Origin of the sequence: Photorhabdus akhurstii, from assembly GCF_018448925.1 — a bacterium.
Taxonomy (GTDB): domain Bacteria; phylum Pseudomonadota; class Gammaproteobacteria; order Enterobacterales; family Enterobacteriaceae; genus Photorhabdus; species Photorhabdus akhurstii.
Genome location: NZ_RCWE01000006.1, coordinates 1 through 17,066 on the forward strand (window position 1 = coordinate 1; position 17,066 = coordinate 17,066).

General features: G+C 43.1%; 13 protein-coding genes. 4 read left to right on the forward strand and 9 right to left on the reverse strand.

Annotation, left to right across the window (positions count from 1 at the left end):
- Window positions 1-329: 329 nt before the first annotated feature.
- Both murI and btuB read right to left on the reverse strand, forming a co-directional pair.
- Window positions 330-1,193, reverse strand: coding sequence for a glutamate racemase (gene murI, locus EAE93_RS09295; protein ID WP_036814513.1), 864 nt, complete (start codon window positions 1,191-1,193; stop codon window positions 330-332).
- Window positions 1,138-2,997 (reverse strand): TonB-dependent vitamin B12 receptor BtuB, encoded by a 1,860-nt coding sequence (gene btuB / locus EAE93_RS09300; protein ID WP_040148787.1) that lies wholly within the window; start codon window positions 2,995-2,997, stop codon window positions 1,138-1,140. Before btuB ends, murI begins: the two co-directional genes overlap by 56 nt.
- 181 nt (window positions 2,998-3,178) lie before the next feature.
- On the opposite strand from btuB, the gene trmA reads away from it, so the two are divergent.
- Window positions 3,179-4,279: a tRNA (uridine(54)-C5)-methyltransferase TrmA gene (gene trmA, locus EAE93_RS09305; RefSeq protein WP_040148786.1), complete on the forward strand. Its 1,101-nt coding sequence runs from the start codon at window positions 3,179-3,181 to the stop codon at window positions 4,277-4,279.
- A 64-nt stretch (window positions 4,280-4,343) separates the two neighbouring features.
- Here trmA and EAE93_RS09310 read toward each other — a convergent pair whose 3' ends face one another.
- Both EAE93_RS09310 and fabR read right to left on the reverse strand, forming a co-directional pair.
- Window positions 4,344-4,715 (reverse strand): YijD family membrane protein, encoded by a 372-nt coding sequence (locus EAE93_RS09310; protein WP_036782597.1) that lies wholly within the window; start codon window positions 4,713-4,715, stop codon window positions 4,344-4,346.
- A 23-nt stretch (window positions 4,716-4,738) separates the two neighbouring features.
- Window positions 4,739-5,383 carry an HTH-type transcriptional repressor FabR gene (gene fabR, locus EAE93_RS09315; protein WP_036782581.1) on the reverse strand — a complete coding sequence of 215 codons (645 nt, stop codon included), beginning with the start codon at window positions 5,381-5,383 and terminating at the stop codon, window positions 4,739-4,741.
- Between the two features lie 391 nt (window positions 5,384-5,774).
- Between fabR and sthA the strand changes: the two genes are divergently transcribed.
- Entirely contained in the window at window positions 5,775-7,172 is a 1,398-nt protein-coding gene (gene sthA / locus EAE93_RS09320) for a Si-specific NAD(P)(+) transhydrogenase (RefSeq protein ID WP_036782578.1), read from the forward strand.
- Here the strand turns inward: sthA and oxyR are convergent.
- The 5 genes from oxyR to argC form a co-directional block, all read right to left on the reverse strand.
- Complete coding sequence (gene oxyR, locus EAE93_RS09325; protein WP_036782575.1) at window positions 7,164-8,069, reverse strand: DNA-binding transcriptional regulator OxyR; 906 nt, start codon at window positions 8,067-8,069, stop codon at window positions 7,164-7,166. The genes sthA and oxyR overlap by 9 nt on opposite strands.
- Window positions 8,070-8,218: 149 nt before the next feature.
- Entirely contained in the window at window positions 8,219-9,598 is a 1,380-nt protein-coding gene (argH, locus tag EAE93_RS09330) for an argininosuccinate lyase (RefSeq protein ID WP_214039553.1), read from the reverse strand.
- A gap of 152 nt (window positions 9,599-9,750) precedes the next feature.
- Window positions 9,751-10,965, reverse strand: coding sequence for an argininosuccinate synthase (locus tag EAE93_RS09335; RefSeq protein WP_036782569.1), 1,215 nt, complete (start codon window positions 10,963-10,965; stop codon window positions 9,751-9,753).
- A 68-nt stretch (window positions 10,966-11,033) separates the two neighbouring features.
- Window positions 11,034-11,807 carry an acetylglutamate kinase gene (argB, locus tag EAE93_RS09340; RefSeq protein WP_036782567.1) on the reverse strand — a complete coding sequence of 258 codons (774 nt, stop codon included), beginning with the start codon at window positions 11,805-11,807 and terminating at the stop codon, window positions 11,034-11,036.
- 25 nt (window positions 11,808-11,832) lie between these two features.
- A complete protein-coding gene (gene argC, locus EAE93_RS09345; RefSeq protein ID WP_036782564.1) occupies window positions 11,833-12,837 on the reverse strand; it encodes an N-acetyl-gamma-glutamyl-phosphate reductase in 1,005 nt (334 codons plus the stop codon).
- 101 nt (window positions 12,838-12,938) lie between these two features.
- Here argC and argE point away from each other — a divergent pair, with 101 nt between their 5' ends.
- Together argE and ppc are read left to right on the forward strand one after the other, a co-directional pair.
- Entirely contained in the window at window positions 12,939-14,096 is a 1,158-nt protein-coding gene (argE, locus tag EAE93_RS09350; protein ID WP_110085785.1) for an acetylornithine deacetylase, read from the forward strand.
- 281 nt (window positions 14,097-14,377) lie between these two features.
- Window positions 14,378-17,014, forward strand: a complete 2,637-nt coding sequence (ppc, locus tag EAE93_RS09355) for a phosphoenolpyruvate carboxylase (protein WP_214039554.1) — start codon at window positions 14,378-14,380, stop codon at window positions 17,012-17,014.
- Window positions 17,015-17,066 lie beyond the last annotated feature (52 nt).

Sequence of the window (17,066 nt, forward strand, 5' to 3'; positions counted from 1 at the left end):
AGTTCGTAATGAATTAACTGTTGTTCACTCTTCAAGACTTTAAAACGTATTTTTTTGTGATACGGTCTTGTGAGTGCCCACACAGATTGTCTGATTAATTGTTAAAGAGCAGGCTGAATCAAAAAATAACATTCTCGTTCAGCCGGGCTGCGTATACTACGCCTTTCGCCCGCAGAGTCAAGCGCTTATTCGCTTTCCTTCTGCCTGACCTCACAATGTTTATCAGCGTTGTGTCGGTCAGTGGTGGCGCATTATAGGGAGTTCTCTGGCGCTGGCAATAATTATTTTGAAAAAAGTTAACGACCGATGATTATTCCATCGAATTTAACTTAAGTTATCAATTTTTCCAGTTTTGAGAATCCATATCCCTGCAAAACGGGGATTAATGCATCAGTATCAGTATTCACTTTCATACAATAAGCAAGACTATCTGCTGAAGTACAAACAAGATTATTCTGATGTTTAACTAACCAAGCCGTTCTTCGGGCAATAGCGGCACCAGAATCAATTAAGTGTGTGCCATCAGGGAGTATCTGAACTAATTCTTCTGCTAATAGTGGAAAATGAGTACAACCCAATACTACTGTGTCAGGTGGTTCTTTCATTCCGAGCCACGGTTTCAGTATCTTTTTTAAAATGTCGGAAGAGACCTTACCACCATGCAATTTAGCTTCAGCTAATTCTACTAATTCAGCAGAGCCTATAGATTCAATCCTGCAACCTGTAGCAAACTTTTCGATAAGTTCCTTTGTATAGGAGCGATTAACTGTTGCTCTAGTCGCCAATAATCCAACGACACCATTACGAGTTAACTTTGCTGCGGGTTTTATCGCTGGAACCACACCAACGACCGGAAAACTGAACCGCTCACGTAGAGCAGGCAAACTGACTGTACTTGCCGTGTTACATGCAATAACCACTATTGCCAGAGGATGTTTTTGCTGAACAGCCGCAACAATTTGAACAACTCGTTCAACAATAAATTCTTCCGATTTTTCACCATAAGGGAATGCTTCGTTATCAAAAACATATATATAGTGGAGATCTGGCAATAATTGCCGGATCTCTTGGTAAATAGATAAGCCGCCTACCCCAGAATCAAACACTAAAACTGTCGGACGTGCGACTTTATTTAAATCAGAAGTTATAGCTCCCAGTGAGATAGTATTCGCGTCCTGGAATGCGATAGCCATAAACTGTCTCGTAATCTTTATCAAGCAGGTTAGCTATTCTAGCACGGATTGTCAGATAAGAAGTGACTGGATATGAAACCGTTAAGTCCCAAAAGCTGACGCCACCTAATTTCACACGTTTAGCCGGGAATGTACTGAAATCGTTGTCATAACGCCGCCCTAAATATTGATAAGTTAACCCCCAATCAAAATCATATAGCTGCCAGTCAAGTTGATATTTGACTTGCTGCTTAGCACGACGAACTAAAATTTCATTAGTTTCACTATTACGAGGGTCGATATATTGTACCGTCAATTGATGCTGAAATATGCCTGTGTCCATTGAGCCAGTCCACTCAACACCTTTAATTTTTGCTTTACCAATATTGTAGTAACGGCTATTTGCATAATCGATCAATTGCTCAATCTCATTGCGATATACAGTCAGACGCCAATTTAGCTGGCCTGTGACGCCTTCAATACCACCTTCCCATTGTTTACTTTCTTCCGGTTTCAAATCATGATTACCACCAAAACCATACATCTGACTAAGCGTCGGAGCCTTAAATGCCGTACCATAAGAAGTGATCAAACGATAATTTTTAATAAATTCCCAACCTAAACTGGCTTGCCATGTGGTATTCCAACCAGCTTCTGAATGTTTATCTGAACGAATTGCACCTTCTAAAATAAAATCTTTTAGTTGTTGCTGTGCTGTCAGATACATTCCTGTATTACGTACAGTTTCACTCTTCGGAATATAACTGGTCCCAGCTTCTATCGATTGTTTTTGGAAATCCACACCTGTACTAACCATACCCTGATATAGCTGAAACGTATTTCCCCATTGCAGGTTATATTGATCAGAATCATTAAGGCTAGCAGACTTATCATAGCGCCCATATTTAGGGTCAAAGTTATAGTCTTTTATATGACTATAACTTGCAATTAATTGGGACGAGTAGATCCCACGGTTAAATCTGATCCCCGTATCATAGTGGCGGCTATAAAGTTCACGGGTATCCGGTCTAGCATATGGATAACTCCAATTAATATCCGCATCATAAGATGTTTTATTGTTATAGCCATAAGCTCGAATAAACCCACTGATTTGCTCATTAAATTTTTGATCGACTCCCAACCAAAGCATTTTGCTCATAAAACCGTCACGATCAGGCTGTCTAAAGCCACCAGTATTACCATAAGCAACAACATCGTATCCTTTAGTATAGGTATAGTTAGCTGCTGCTGTCAGGACTGTATTTTCAGCTAACTTTTGCTGAGTCGCGCCATCATAAGTCTGATAACCATGTGAACCGATACCTACGTTAAGGTTAGCGCCTAGTTTCTCTCTGGTAGTGATGATATTAATAACACCACCAATAGCATCAGAACCATAAACAGCGGAACGTGGTCCGCGGATATATTCGATTTTCTGAACCAATGATACAGGTATCTGGCTTAAATCAGAGGAGCCACTGATACCTGCTTGATTCAAACGTATCCCATCCACCAGTACTAATACATGACTAGCATGAGTGCCACGTATAAACAAAGAGCTTAGCTGTCCAATACCGCCATGCTGGGCAATATCAACACCGGGTAGACGACGTAAAATATCGGCTACACTATTTGACTGCCAATGATCAATTTCATCTCGTGTTACAACAGTATAAGGAGCCAGTATGCTTGACACTGGCTGTTTAAAACGACTCGCCGTCACAACCAATGAATCCTGCGACTCCACCATAGCGGAAACTTGATTCCAACTAGAAATCACCACGATTGAAACAATGGATAATAAAAACCGATTTTTATTTATCATGAGAAAATATCCCACAATTTATTATCAGAAGGATACACTACAATGAAGCGTGAAACTGACTCATAATAGTAAGCATAGACAGGATTATGCATGAGTAATAAGAAAACTGGACATCCTTTGCTCTTTCCCTACAATTTCGCACGAAAATTTTTCTTACTACAGATATAAGAGAACAAACATAATGCAAAATCTCCTGCCAACGGAAAGCTACGAGCAGCAACTGACGGAGAAGGTCAGCCGCTTAAAAAACATGATGGAGCCTTTCCAGCCCCCGGAGCCAGAAGTTTTCCGCTCACCACAATCTCATTACAGAATGCGAGCAGAATTTCGAATCTGGCATGAACAGGATGATTTGTACCATATTATGTTCGATCAACAGACGAAACAACGTATTCGTCTTGTTCAATTCCCTGTCGCTAGTAAGTTAATTAATAAAATGATGGTAGAATTAATTGACTCCATTAGATCTGAACAGATCTTACGTCATAAGCTATTTCAAATTGATTATCTATCCACGTGCAGTAATAAAATCCTTGTTTCTTTGCTTTATCACAAAAAATTGGGTGATGAATGGACACAACAAGCATTAAAACTGCGTGAGGCGTTAAGAAATAAAGGGTTTGACATTGAATTAATTGGCAGAGCTGCTAAAACCAAAATCACATTGGATCATGATTATATTGATGAAGTTTTATCTGTCGCTGGCCGAAAAATGATTTATCGCCAGGTGGAAAACAGCTTCACCCAACCAAATGCTAGCGTCAATATTCATATGCTTGAATGGGCAATTAATATTACCAAGGGTTCAAAAGGTGATTTACTTGAACTTTATTGTGGTAATGGCAATTTCTCTCTGGCATTAGCTCAAAATTTTGAACGAGTATTGGCAACAGAAATTGCCAAGCCATCCGTAGCTGCCGCTCAATACAATATTGCAGCCAACGGGATTGATAATGTACAAATTATCCGCATGTCAGCGGAGGAATTCACCCAGGCAATGAATGGTGAACGCGAATTTAATCGCCTGCAAGGAATCAATTTAAAAAGCTATCAATGTGAAACTATTTTTGTCGATCCACCACGTAGCGGCCTTGATGAAAAAACGCTTGAGATGGTCCAGACATATCCACGGATCCTTTATATTTCCTGTAACCCGGAAACCCTTTGCCATAATCTAGAAACATTAACCCAAACGCATCAAATCAGCCACCTGGCTCTGTTTGATCAGTTTCCTTATACACACCATATGGAATGTGGAGTACTGCTGGAAAAATCAAACTGATACTTAACGAACATATAAAACAGAAACGCCGGCAGATAGTTATCTCTCCGGCGTTTTGCATCAATTAATGACTATTTTCTATAATTGCCTGGTTTTTGCGAATTTTTACCTTTCTGTAAATCCAGAATACCAGTACGGTACCTATTACCGCGGGTAGAAAATTAGAGCCAATTTCAGGGTATTCAACTCTAATAATCGCACTATAACTAAATAATCCTAAGAGGAAACAAGCAACAACTAACTTAGGCATCCCATCTGGCATTGAGTAATTCAAATAGCGCTGATGGATACAATAAATTGATAAAATCAGTGTTATCAATGGGAAAACTGAAAAAGAAACAACTGAGCTAAAAACTGCTGAAAACGTTCCATTCGTTGCTAGTCCGACAATAAAAGCGAGTAACAATGTACTTTTGTCCTGGCGATATTGTTCCATCATTTCGTTCTCCTCCTTCATAGTTATTTAAGTTTAGGGTTCGGTGGATTCATTTCTTTGCGATACCAATAATATGCACCTTTAGCAATCATCCGTAGCTGCAAGACTAAACGTTCTTCTAAACGCTGTCTTTTCTCCAAATCAATATCCAATGCTTCTGCACCGGCACTGAATACTATTGTTACCATTGCCTCTGCCTGCACCTCAGTAAAATACCTCGGCATACAGCTTTCCTGTTCTAAATAGTCTGCCAGTTCAGCAATAAAATGTTGGATTTCCCGTGCGACAGCGGCACGAAATTCAGCAGAGGTCCCTGAACGTTCACGTAATAATAATCGGAATGCATTTGGATTATTACCGATAAATTCCATAAAAGTTGAAACAGATGTACGGATGACACTGCCACCTTTAGCAATACGTTGCCGGGCTTGCCTCATTAACTGACGTAACATCAAACCACTTTCATCTACCATCGTCAGCCCAAGCTCATCCACATCACGAAAATGACGATAAAATGAAGTTGGTGCAATACCTGCTTCACGGGCGACTTCACGCAAGCTAAGGCTGGTAAAACTCCTTTCGGCACTCAACTGGCTGAAAGCAGCTTCAATCAGTGAACGACGAGTTTTTTCTTTCTGTTTCGCTCTGATGCCGATAACGTTACTCACACGAATCCTGACTCTTTATCTGAACTACATGTTAGGAAATATACCAAATTTTAACGCGTTTGCCGTAATGATGTGCTCATCATGTCATTTATAATGATCAATGTCATTTTCTCAGCGCATTTTCTTATTAAATATTAGGATGATAAAGGCGACTATACGTAGTCAAAAAATCATTAAGGAGAGCATTCCCTCTTTAGTTAATTCACTTCGATCGTTAGATAATTATTTATTTTCCAAAAGCTTTATAATCTTGCGCCAGATTAACGTAACGGGCAAAACTATGTTCAATTCACCCTAAATGAGATATAAAATCCTTATGACGATTGGGCTATTAAGTCAACCAATGTTAATATAGCGTTGTAATTTTGTGTAAAAACAGGTCTTTCCTCATATGCAACATATTCATTTTGACGCCATTGTCATTGGTTCTGGTCCCGGTGGAGAAGGAGCAGCAATGGGATTGGTGAAGCAGGGTAAAAGCGTTGCGGTTATCGAACGCTATAATAATGTTGGTGGTGGTTGTACTCATTGGGGTACCATCCCGTCCAAAGCCCTCCGTCACGCCGTCAGCCGTATTATCGAATTTAACCAAAACCCTCTGTACAGTGATAACTCCCGCATTCTTCGCTCTTCATTTGCTGAAATCTTACGCCGTGCTGAAATGGTGATTAATCAGCAAACTAGAATGCGTCAAGGATTTTACGAACGTAATGGGTGTCGTATGTTTTCCGGGGAAGCAACATTCATTGATGATCACCGGGTGAGTGTGCGCTATGCCGACGATAACTACGATATTTTAAGCGCAGATAAGATTATTATCGCAACCGGTTCTCGCCCATATTGTCCACCAGATGTTGATTTCACCCATTCCCGTATTTATAACAGCGATTCCATTCTGAAACTGGATCATGAACCACGGCATGTCATTATTTATGGTGCCGGAGTGATTGGTTGCGAATATGCTTCAATCTTCCGTGGATTAGGCGTAAAAGTTGATTTAATCAACACTCGTAACCACTTACTGGCTTTCCTTGATCAAGAGATGTCAGACGCACTTTCTTACCATTTCTGGAATAGTGGTATAGTTATCCGCCACAATGAAGAATATTCTAAAATTGAAGGTGTCGATGACGGTGTTATCGTTCACCTCAAATCCGGTAAAAAAGTCAAAGCTGACTGTCTGCTTTATGCTAATGGCCGAACAGGCAATACTGATACTCTAGGGCTGAAAAACGTTGGTCTGGAAGCAGATAGCCGCGGTTTACTGAAAGTTAATAAGATCTATCAAACCAGCAATGAAAATATCTACGCTGTAGGAGATGTTATCGGTTATCCAAGCCTGGCCTCTGCTGCTTATGATCAAGGACGAATTGCCGCTCAAGCAATGGCGAAAGGAAACGCCGAAGTTCATCTGATTGAAGATATTCCAACGGGTATCTATACCATTCCTGAAATCAGCTCTGTAGGTAAAACCGAACAACAATTAACAGCAATGAAGGTGCCTTATGAAGTTGGACGAGCACAATTTAAACATCTTGCACGCGCACAAATTGCGGGGATGAACGTAGGAAGCCTGAAAATACTATTCCATAGAGAAACAAAAGAGATTCTTGGTATTCATTGTTTCGGAGAACGTGCGGCTGAAATCATTCATATCGGCCAAGCGATTATGGAACAGAAAGGTGAAAGTAATACTATCGAATATTTCGTCAATACTACTTTCAACTATCCGACTATGGCTGAAGCTTATCGTGTCGCAGCGCTAAATGGCCTGAACCGGCTATTTTGATTGCCTGTAATAAGTGCCCATTCTAGCTCTAATAGCCTCTGCCAGTTGCTCATAGCGACCACGCAGAGGTGAACCAGGACGATAAATCAAAATAACAGATCGCTTAGGCTCTGGGTTGCTACACTCCAGATAACAGACACCATCACGTTTTTTCTCTTGTGGCACTGCCAGATCAGGCAATAAGGTTATTCCACTACCGGCAGCAACCATATTACGCAGAGTTTCCAAACTGGTTGCACGAAAATGGGTATCTTCCTTCGCGCCAGCCTGAAAACAGAACCCCATAGCCTGATCACGCAAGCAATGACCATCTTCTAGCATCAGCAATTTTTCACCCGTCAATTCATCCATAGCAATTTTTTCTCGCTCTGCCCAAGGATGGCCATCATAGATAGCGAGTTTCATGGGTTCTTCAAACAATGGCACTTCAATGAAGGCTCTTGTCTCCTTACCCATTGCCAGAATCGCAATGTCCAATTTGCCGCTATCTAACTGGGCTAGCAAACTTTGAGTCTGGGCTTCATACAAATACATTTCCAACTTAGGAAACAAACCATGAAGCCCAGGAATAATATGAGGCAACAGATATGGGCCAATAGTAGGGATCAGGCCAATATGCAGAGGACCAGACATGTTTTCCCCTTGAAGTGACGCCATTTCCTGCAAAATTCTAACCTCACGGAGAACCGTTCTGGCCTGTTCTACTAATAACATCCCTTGTTGAGTGAACAAAACTTTACGGCTGGTGCGTTCCAATAACATTACACCCAGATCATCCTCAAGCTTACGAATTTGCCCGCTCAATGTAGGCTGGCTGACGTGGCAAGAATCAGCAGCATGGCGAAAGTGCCGATGCTCCGCAAGCGCCACAAGATATTCCAGATCGCGGATATTCATTCCCACCTCAACTAATATAAATGATAGAAAATACCAATAGATAATTATATCAACGTGAGGGAAAGACTATCAGATAATCATTAAAAACTTATATATAAAGATCGCATTTATTTTACAGGGGATAGATTCATCTCCCCTGCTGATAATGACTAACTTAATTTTAGCCTCTGTTTAGCCTCTGAAATCGCTTTCATGACCTGTTTTTGCGATACGCCACCCTTTGCAAGTCGTTTGTCCAGACAAGATTGCAGAGACAAAATATCATATACATCATCAGTAATTGCACTGCTGAACTTCTGCAACTCTGCCAATGACAACGCTTCCAGTGCCTTACCCTGAGCAAGCGCCATAATCACAATTTCCCCAACAATATGGTGAGCTTCACGGAATGGAACACCTTTTGCAACCAAATAATCAGCTAATTCGGTCGCATTAGCATAACCCTGTTTAGCTGCTTCTGCACAACGTGAACGCCTGACCTGAATGCCATCTAACACCAACGCTGCCATATGCAAACAATCCAGCCAAGTGTCCAGCGCATCAAATAACCCCTCTTTATCCTCCTGCATATCTTTATTATAGGCCAACGGCAGACCTTTCAACGTCATCATCATGCCGGTCAATGCCCCCTGCACCCGGCCACATTTCCCACGGATTAACTCCAGCGCATCCGGGTTTTTCTTCTGTGGCATCAGGGAAGAACCGGAAGTGACTCGATCTGACAGTTCAATAAATCCTGCTTCACCGCTATTAAAGAAAATGAGGTCTTCCGCAAAACGGGAAAGATGGATCATACTGATACCGGCATTAGATAGCAGTTCCAATACATGGTCACGATCTGAAACACTATCCAGGCTGTTACGCGTCGCTGAAGCAAAACCTAGCCATGATGCCAATTGTTCGCGGTCAATATCATAAGCGGTTCCAGCCAATGCACCGCACCCAAGCGGGCTGGTATTCAGCCGCTTTAAAGTATCCTGTAACCGACTTTCATCACGAACCAGCATTTCTACATATGCCAAACACCAGTGAGCAAATGTGATAGGCTGCGCTCTTTGCAGATGGGTATAGCCCGGCATCACCGCATCTTGATTATTCTCCGCGGTAATCACCAATGCCTGCTGTAACTCCACAATTGCCTGATAGAGATGTGAAATGTATTCTTTACACCAAAGTTTGAGATCGGTTGCCACCTGATCGTTACGACTACGGCCAGTATGGAGCTTCTTACCCAAATCACCAACTTTACTGATCAATTGCCCTTCTACCCAACTATGGATATCTTCTGCATCACTTTGCAAGATGGTTTGTGAATTAGCCTGAACTTCATTCAGCAATTCATTTAATGCCAACTCCAGTTTTCGTTGCTCCTCAACGGTCAACACACCAACCGTTACCAGCGCTTTCGACCATGCAACTGAACCGGTAATATCCTGTTCCGCCAACCGGTAATCAAAGCGAAGTGAATCGTTAAATTGTTTGAACCGTTGATCTGCTTTCTGACTGAAACGCCCGCCCCAGAGTGCCATATTTTCGTTCCTGATTATCTGATGTCTGAGTGATTGATGACCTTTTATAAACAGCAATTTTATTTTCAATATGGAGATAATAGACTAGAGAAATCAAATACAAGGATGAATTTACGATCTGGTCATTATCTCCATAACTACGAACAATGAAATTACTCTTTACTATTTAATGCCCGAATACGCGAAGGGAGAGAATACAGACGGATAAATCCTGCTGCATGACTGTGATCATAAACCTCATCTTCACCAAATGTTGCAAATGCTTCAGAATAGAGACTATTTGTTGATCTCTTCTGGATCGCCGTCACCTGACCTTTATAGAGTTTCAGCACCACTTCACCACGAACATCCTCAGCCAACGTCTCAGCGGCTGCCTGAATAGAGTGACGTAGTGGGGCAAACCAACGTCCGTCATAAACAACATAGGACATCTCCAGTCCAAGCTGCTGACGCCATTTAAAGCTATCGCGATCCAGAACCAGTTGTTCAACACCACGCAACGCGGCCATCATAATGGTTCCTCCCGGTGTTTCATAACAGCCACGAGATTTCATTCCCACCAGCCGGTTTTCCACGATATCAATCCGACCAATACCATGTTTTGCTCCCAGAGCATTCAACATTTCAAGACATTGATATGGAGACATCACCTTGCCGTTAACCCCAACAACCTCGCCTTTCTCAATGGTGACACTAACCAATTCGGCTTCATCTGGCGCCTCTTCTGGAGCGACTGTCCACACCCAGCAATCTTTATTGGATGCATTCCAGGTACTTTCCAGTACGCCACCTTCGGTAGAGATATGCCACGCATTCTCATCACGGCTGTAAATTTTCTCTAATGTTGCAGTGGTTGGAATATCTCGCGCTTTCAGATAATCCAACAACGCCTCACGGGAACGCAAATCCCACTCTCTCCACGGCGCGACGACTTTTAGCTGAGGGGCTAATGCCGTATAAGTGCTTTCAAACCGCACCTGATCGTTCCCCTTACCTGTTGCGCCATGAGCAAGTGCATCCGCCCCCACTTTCAATGCCAATTCAACCTGTGCTTTAGCAATAATTGGTCGTGCCATTGAAGTGCCCAACAAATAGCTACCCTCATACAGAGCGCCAGTTTTCAGTACCGGATAAACATAATCTTTAATGAACTCCTCACGCAAATCCACAACATGACATTCTGATGCGCCAGAGCGCAAAGCTTTCTGCTCCACGCCCTCCAGATCTTCACGGCTTTGTCCCACATCGGCGACAAACGCAACAACTTCACAATTATCATAATGCTCTTTCAGCCAAGGAATAATGGCAGAAGTATCCAGACCACCAGAATAAGCAAGAACGATCTTTTTAATATCTTTAGTATGCATGAAGTTACCCTTTAAAATTCCGTTGTTATTCATCAGCAAAGCTTTGCCGAAAATTAATCAAACTTAATTTAAGCCAGAATACGAGTACCGACGGGAACACCGTTAAACAGGTCGGTCAGTTGATCTGCATGACGCCAACTAGCGATATCTACCGGGCGACCTAATGTCCTAGCGGCATCTAGAGCTGCATTCACCTTCACAATCATGCCGTCAGTAATGATGCCCTGCACAATAAGTTGTTCCGCCTTCTCAGCATTAATGTCAGGGATCTTCTGCCCTTTACCATCCAAAATACCGCTAACATCAGAGAGTAATACCAAATCAGCACCTAGCGTCTGAGCTATCGCCGTTGCTGCCTGATCGGCATTCACATTCATCAATTCCCCTTTATCAGTTACACCAATGGAACTAATAATGGGTATATAACCTGCATCCAGTAGCGTTTTCAGCAATTTAGCATCGCCCGGCATCGCTTTCCCCACATGCCCCAACTCTTCATTCAGTTGGGAAACCCTGACCACATTACCATCTCCTAAATATAATCCAACTGATGCAAGTTGATATTTAGTCGCCCACGATAACAAGGTCTTATTGGCTATACCCGCTAACGCTCCCGTAATCATCCCAATTTGATCAGCGGGTGTTACCCGCAATCCTTGTTTCTTCTCTATCGGTAGCTGCAATTTCTGCATCAACTCATCCACCAGACAGCCACCACCATGAACAATAACCAACTGGCGTTCATGCGTTTGTCGATATTCCTGCAATGCAGTAAACACGCGTTCCAACGCTTCTTCACTGTCCAGTAACACGCCACCTAATTTTATGACTAAAGGTTCCATCTGCTTTACTCCTTCATGTCAATCATTAAAGTAATGCCTGAGTTTCTTCAAACCCAAAACGTATATTCATACACTGAACTGCCTGAGCTGCCGCACCTTTCAAAAGATTATCCTCAGTACCCACAACAATCAGGTGATCATCCTGTACAACAAAACCGATATCACAGAACGGTAGCCCAACAACGGATTTCAGTGCCGGTACCCCTTTGTTGTAGAGCCGCACCAATGGCTTATCCTTGTATGCTTGCTGATAAGCTTCATTTATCTGTTCTGCGGTAACACCTGACTTCAATTTACAGGTAATTGTGGCAAGAATACCTCGCACGAAATTGCCAAGATGCGGAGTAAAAATCACCTTAGTTCCCAGATGTTCCTCAATCTCCGGTTGATGACGGTGAGTAAATATTCCATAAGGTTGCAAACTGATTTCGCAGAAGCTGTTAGTCATACTGGCTTTCCGACCTGCGCCACTCACGCCACTGGTAGCATTAATCACTGGCCAATGGCTGGTATCTAGCAAACTATTTTCCAACAGTGGCTTCAAAGAGAGTTGAGAAACTGTTGGATAACATCCCGGTACAGCAACCAATTGAGCCTGTTTGATCTTTTCAGCCTGCCATTCGGCAAGCCCATATACTGCTTGTGCTAACCATTCAGTATGCTTATGTTTGAATCCGTAGTATTGTTGATAAATCTGAGCATTTTGTATGCGATAGGCACCGGAGAGATCGAACACAATGCAACCTGCCGCCAGAAATAACGGCGCAATGTCATGACTGACTTCATGGGCGGTGGCAAGGAAAACCACATCAATCCCTTTAGCAACATTAATAATATCAGTCAGCGGTTGCAGCGGCAGATCAACAATGCCTTTATACTGTGGATGTAAATCTGAGAAACATTTATCTGCATCAACGCTCTGAGCAGAAACCATTAGTCCAACCAGATTTATATGCGGGTGGCGATGCAGATATGCTGCCAGTTCTGCTCCGGTGTAACCACTTGCACCAACAACCAGCGTATTCAACATAGGATATCTTACCTTGTGCTCAGTATCTAAACAGTATAGTGTATTTTTATTCAAAAAAAATGCATGAATATTGATACTATCATGAATAAAGGCTGTCAACAGTGAATATAAAATTACCTCCATTTATTGAGTTATTTCGGCAACTAATCGCGACGCCATCTATCAGTGCCACCGATATCAGTATTGACCAGAGTAATGAATCTCTCATCAACCTACTGGCAAGTTGGTTAAAGGAAATTGGTTTCGAGATTGAGATACAACCCGTCCCCGAGACCCACGGAAAATACAATCTACTGGCGACGCTGGGGAGTGGCCCAGGTGGATTACTCCTATGTGGGCACACTGATACTGTCCCCTTTGATGAAGGGCTTTGGGCTAAAGATCCCTTCACCCTGACAGAACGAGATAACAAACTGTATGGTTTAGGTACAGCAGACATGAAAGGCTTTTTCGCCTTTATTATTGATGCGTTGCGAGACATTGATGTCAGTAAAATAACCCGTCCGCTGTACATTCTGGCAACCGCAGATGAAGAGACAACAATGGCGGGAGCCCGCTATTTCGCCGCAAGTACCACTATTCGACCAGATTTCGCTATTATCGGTGAACCGACCTCATTGCATCCTATCTGCGCACATAAAGGACATTTATCGAACGCTATTCGCATTGTTGGTCAATCCGGGCATTCCAGTGATCCAGACCGTGGTATAAACGCCATTGATTTGATGCACGAATCTATTGGGCACTTGATTGAACTACGCAATACGCTAAAAGAGCGCTATAACAACCCGGCATTTGCCATTCCATATCCAACCATGAATTTCGGCTATATTCACGGAGGTGATGCAGTAAACCGTATTTGTGCCCATTGTGAATTGCATATGGATATTCGCCCGTTACCGGGACTAACGTTACAGGATCTGAACGACCTGTTAAATGAAGCCCTTGAACCAGTGAAGCAGCGTTGGCCTGGCCGTCTGACTATCAACGAATTACATCCCCCTATTCCCGGTTATGCATGCCCAACCGATCACAAAATGATTGATGTGATAGAGAAACTGCTAGGCCGCAAGGCTGAAACGGTCAACTACTGTACCGAAGCACCATTCATTCAGGAATTATGTCCCACATTGGTACTTGGCCCAGGTTCTATTGCACAAGCACATCAGCCGGATGAGTTTATTGATATGTCGTTTATTGAACCTACCAGAAAGATAATTTCTCAGTTAATAGATCATTTTTGTCTAAGCAATAATTAATCGTTTTACTCGTCCCCCAAAAGTCAGGGGGACTCAAGCATCATAACTAGCAACAAAAGCCCCTTCCCCAAGCCTCCTGCGCATAAGTAATACTTATGGAACGTGACCTGCCATTAAATTTTAGAAATTTCGCCAAAACTGATGATTTTCTGATATGAATATGAAGGTTTAGGGTAAATGCAACACTGTGGCGACACAAAAAACAACTTTCCGTCACTTAAATAAAATTTTTCTACAGGAACAGAACCAACATTCTGCCAGCAATAAAGGCCAAGAGTCATATGAACCAACAATATTCCGCAATGCGTAGTAATGTCAGCATGCTAGGTAAGCTGCTCGGAGACACAATCAAAGAAGCGTTAGGAGAAGATATTCTCGATAAAGTCGAGACTATCCGTAAATTATCCAAATCATCCCGCGCAGGCAACGAAATACATCGCCAGCAACTATTATCTACCTTGCAAAACCTATCTAATGATGAACTATTGCCAGTTGCCCGCGCTTTCAACCAATTTCTCAACCTAACAAACGTTGCAGAACAGTATCACAGCATCTCCCCACATGGTGAAGCCGCCAGTAATCCCGTTGCGTTAGCGAAATTATTCACCCAGTTAAAAGAAAAAAATTTCAATAACGACGATCTGAAAAAAGCGGTCAATGAGCTGTCTATTGAACTGGTCCTCACAGCTCACCCTACTGAAATCGCGCGTCGTACATTAATTCACAAGCTGGTGGCAGTTAACACTTGTCTATCGCAACTCGATCACGATGATCTGGCAGATTATGAGCGTAACAACATTATGCGTCGTCTGCGTCAATTAGTTGCCCAGTCATGGCATACCGATGAAATCCGTAAAATTCGCCCAACTCCAATTGATGAAGCTAAGTGGGGCTTCGCTATGGTAGAAAACAGCTTGTGGGAGGGCGTACCGGCATTTCTGCGTGAATTTAATGAACAACTGGAAGAGTCAATCGATTACAGCCTGCCGGTTGAAGCGGTACCTATCCGCTTTACTTCCTGGATGGGCGGCGACCGCGACGGTAATCCAAATGTAACGGCTGAAGTGACTCATCATGTATTACTGCTTAGCCGCTGGAAAGCAGCCGATCTATTCCTGAAAGATATTCAGGTTCTGGTTTCTGAACTATCCATGTCTGAATGTACACCCGAAGTTCGTAAGCTAGCAGGTGGTGATGAAATTCTGGAACCTTACCGAGAAATTGCTAAAAAATTGCGGGCACAACTCAGCAATACATTGACTTATTTGGAGAAACAACTGAAAGGAGAGCAAGTTCTGCCACCAACTGATCTGCTGGTGGATAATGAACAACTTTGGCAACCACTTTACGCCTGTTATCAGTCACTAAAAACCTGCGGAATGGAAATCATTGCCAATGGTCAGCTATTAGATATCTTGCGCCGTATCCGCTGCTTTGGCCTGTCGCTGGTACGCATTGATGTGCGCCAAGAAAGTACCCGCCATACAACCGCCATTTCTGAATTAACGCAATATCTGGAATTAGGTAACTACGCCAGTTGGTCAGAAGAAGAAAAACAGGCTTTCCTACTGCATGAACTACACTCAAAACGTCCATTGATCCCACATAACTGGCAACCAAGCACAGAAACGCAAGAAGTTTTCGCAACCTGTAAAGTCATTGCAAAGTCACCGCAAGACGCTATCGCCGCTTACGTTATCTCAATGGCAAAAGTACCTTCTGATGTATTAGCAGTTCACTTACTACTGAAAGAAGCTGGTTGTCCGTTCACCTTACCCGTTGCACCGCTATTCGAAACCCTTGATGACCTGAATAATGCTGAAAATGTCATTCAGCAATTGATGGATATTAAGTGGTATCGCAAACTGATTCAGGATAAGCAGATGGTGATGATTGGTTATTCTGATTCAGCGAAAGATGCCGGAGTGATGGCTGCGGCATGGGCGCAATACCGAGCACAGGATGCCTTGATTAAAGTTTGTGAAAAAGAAGGCGTTACGCTGACTTTGTTCCACGGTCGCGGAGGCACCATTGGTCGTGGCGGTGCGCCAGCACATGCAGCACTGCTTTCCCAACCACCGGGAAGCTTAAAAGGCGGCCTACGTGTAACTGAACAGGGTGAAATGATCCGCTTTAAATTCGGTCTGCCACAGGTCACTATCAGTAGCTTAGCCTTATATGCCAGTGCAATTCTGGAAGCAAACCTACTACCACCACCGGAGCCTAAACTGGAATGGCATCAGGTGATGGATACCCTATCTGATGTTTCCTGCAAGATGTATCGTGATTATGTGCGTGAACAGCCCGATTTTGTGCCTTATTTCCGCGCTGCAACGCCAGAACAGGAATTAGCTAGACTGCCTTTAGGTTCTCGCCCAGCCAAACGTCATCCGGCAGGTGGCGTGGAAAGTTTACGCGCTATCCCGTGGATTTTCGCCTGGACACAGAATCGCCTAATGTTGCCAGCCTGGTTAGGTGCTGGTGCTGCGCTACAAAAAGTTGTCAATGATGGGAAGCAGGATGTACTAGCAGAAATGTGCCGTAATTGGCCTTTCTTTACCACTCGCATTGGTATGTTGGAAATGGTCTTCGCTAAAGCCGACTTGTGGCTGGCGGAATATTATGATCATCGTCTGGTAGATAAGAACTTATGGCCGTTAGGCCAGAAACTGCGCGAGCAACTTTCCGCAGATATTAAGACGGTATTAACCATTTCCAAAGATGAACACCTGATGGCAGATCTACCGTGGATTGCAGAATCAATCGCCCTGCGTAATGTTTACACTGATCCATTAAACGTCTTACAGGCAGAACTATTACTGCGTTCCCGTCAACAGCAGCATCCCGATCCTCAGGTTGAACAAGCGTTGATGGTAACCATTGCCGGTATCGCAGCGGGAATGCGAAATACAGGTTAGTCGCTGTCAGGAGGAAACAATCTCAGCGCGATTGTAGTGACATTATTGAGCA

Bases quoted from the DNA above. Each gene is read 5' to 3' on its own strand.
- argC (WP_036782564.1), bottom strand. From the start codon at position 12,837: ATGTTGAATACGCTGGTTGTTGGTGCAAGTGGTTACACCGGAGCAGAA.
- argB (WP_036782567.1), bottom strand. From the start codon at position 11,807: ATGGAACCTTTAGTCATAAAATTAGGTGGCGTGTTACTGGACAGTGAA.
- EAE93_RS09310 (WP_036782597.1), bottom strand. From the start codon at position 4,715: ATGGAACAATATCGCCAGGACAAAAGTACATTGTTACTCGCTTTTATT.
- sthA (WP_036782578.1), top strand. From the start codon at position 5,775: ATGCAACATATTCATTTTGACGCCATTGTCATTGGTTCTGGTCCCGGT.
- ppc (WP_214039554.1), top strand. From the start codon at position 14,378: ATGAACCAACAATATTCCGCAATGCGTAGTAATGTCAGCATGCTAGGT.
- oxyR (WP_036782575.1), bottom strand. From the start codon at position 8,069: ATGAATATCCGCGATCTGGAATATCTTGTGGCGCTTGCGGAGCATCGG.
- btuB (WP_040148787.1), bottom strand. From the start codon at position 2,997: ATGATAAATAAAAATCGGTTTTTATTATCCATTGTTTCAATCGTGGTG.
- trmA (WP_040148786.1), top strand. From the start codon at position 3,179: ATGCAAAATCTCCTGCCAACGGAAAGCTACGAGCAGCAACTGACGGAG.
- argH (WP_214039553.1), bottom strand. From the start codon at position 9,598: ATGGCACTCTGGGGCGGGCGTTTCAGTCAGAAAGCAGATCAACGGTTC.
- murI (WP_036814513.1), bottom strand. From the start codon at position 1,193: ATGGCTATCGCATTCCAGGACGCGAATACTATCTCACTGGGAGCTATA.
- EAE93_RS09335 (WP_036782569.1), bottom strand. From the start codon at position 10,965: ATGCATACTAAAGATATTAAAAAGATCGTTCTTGCTTATTCTGGTGGT.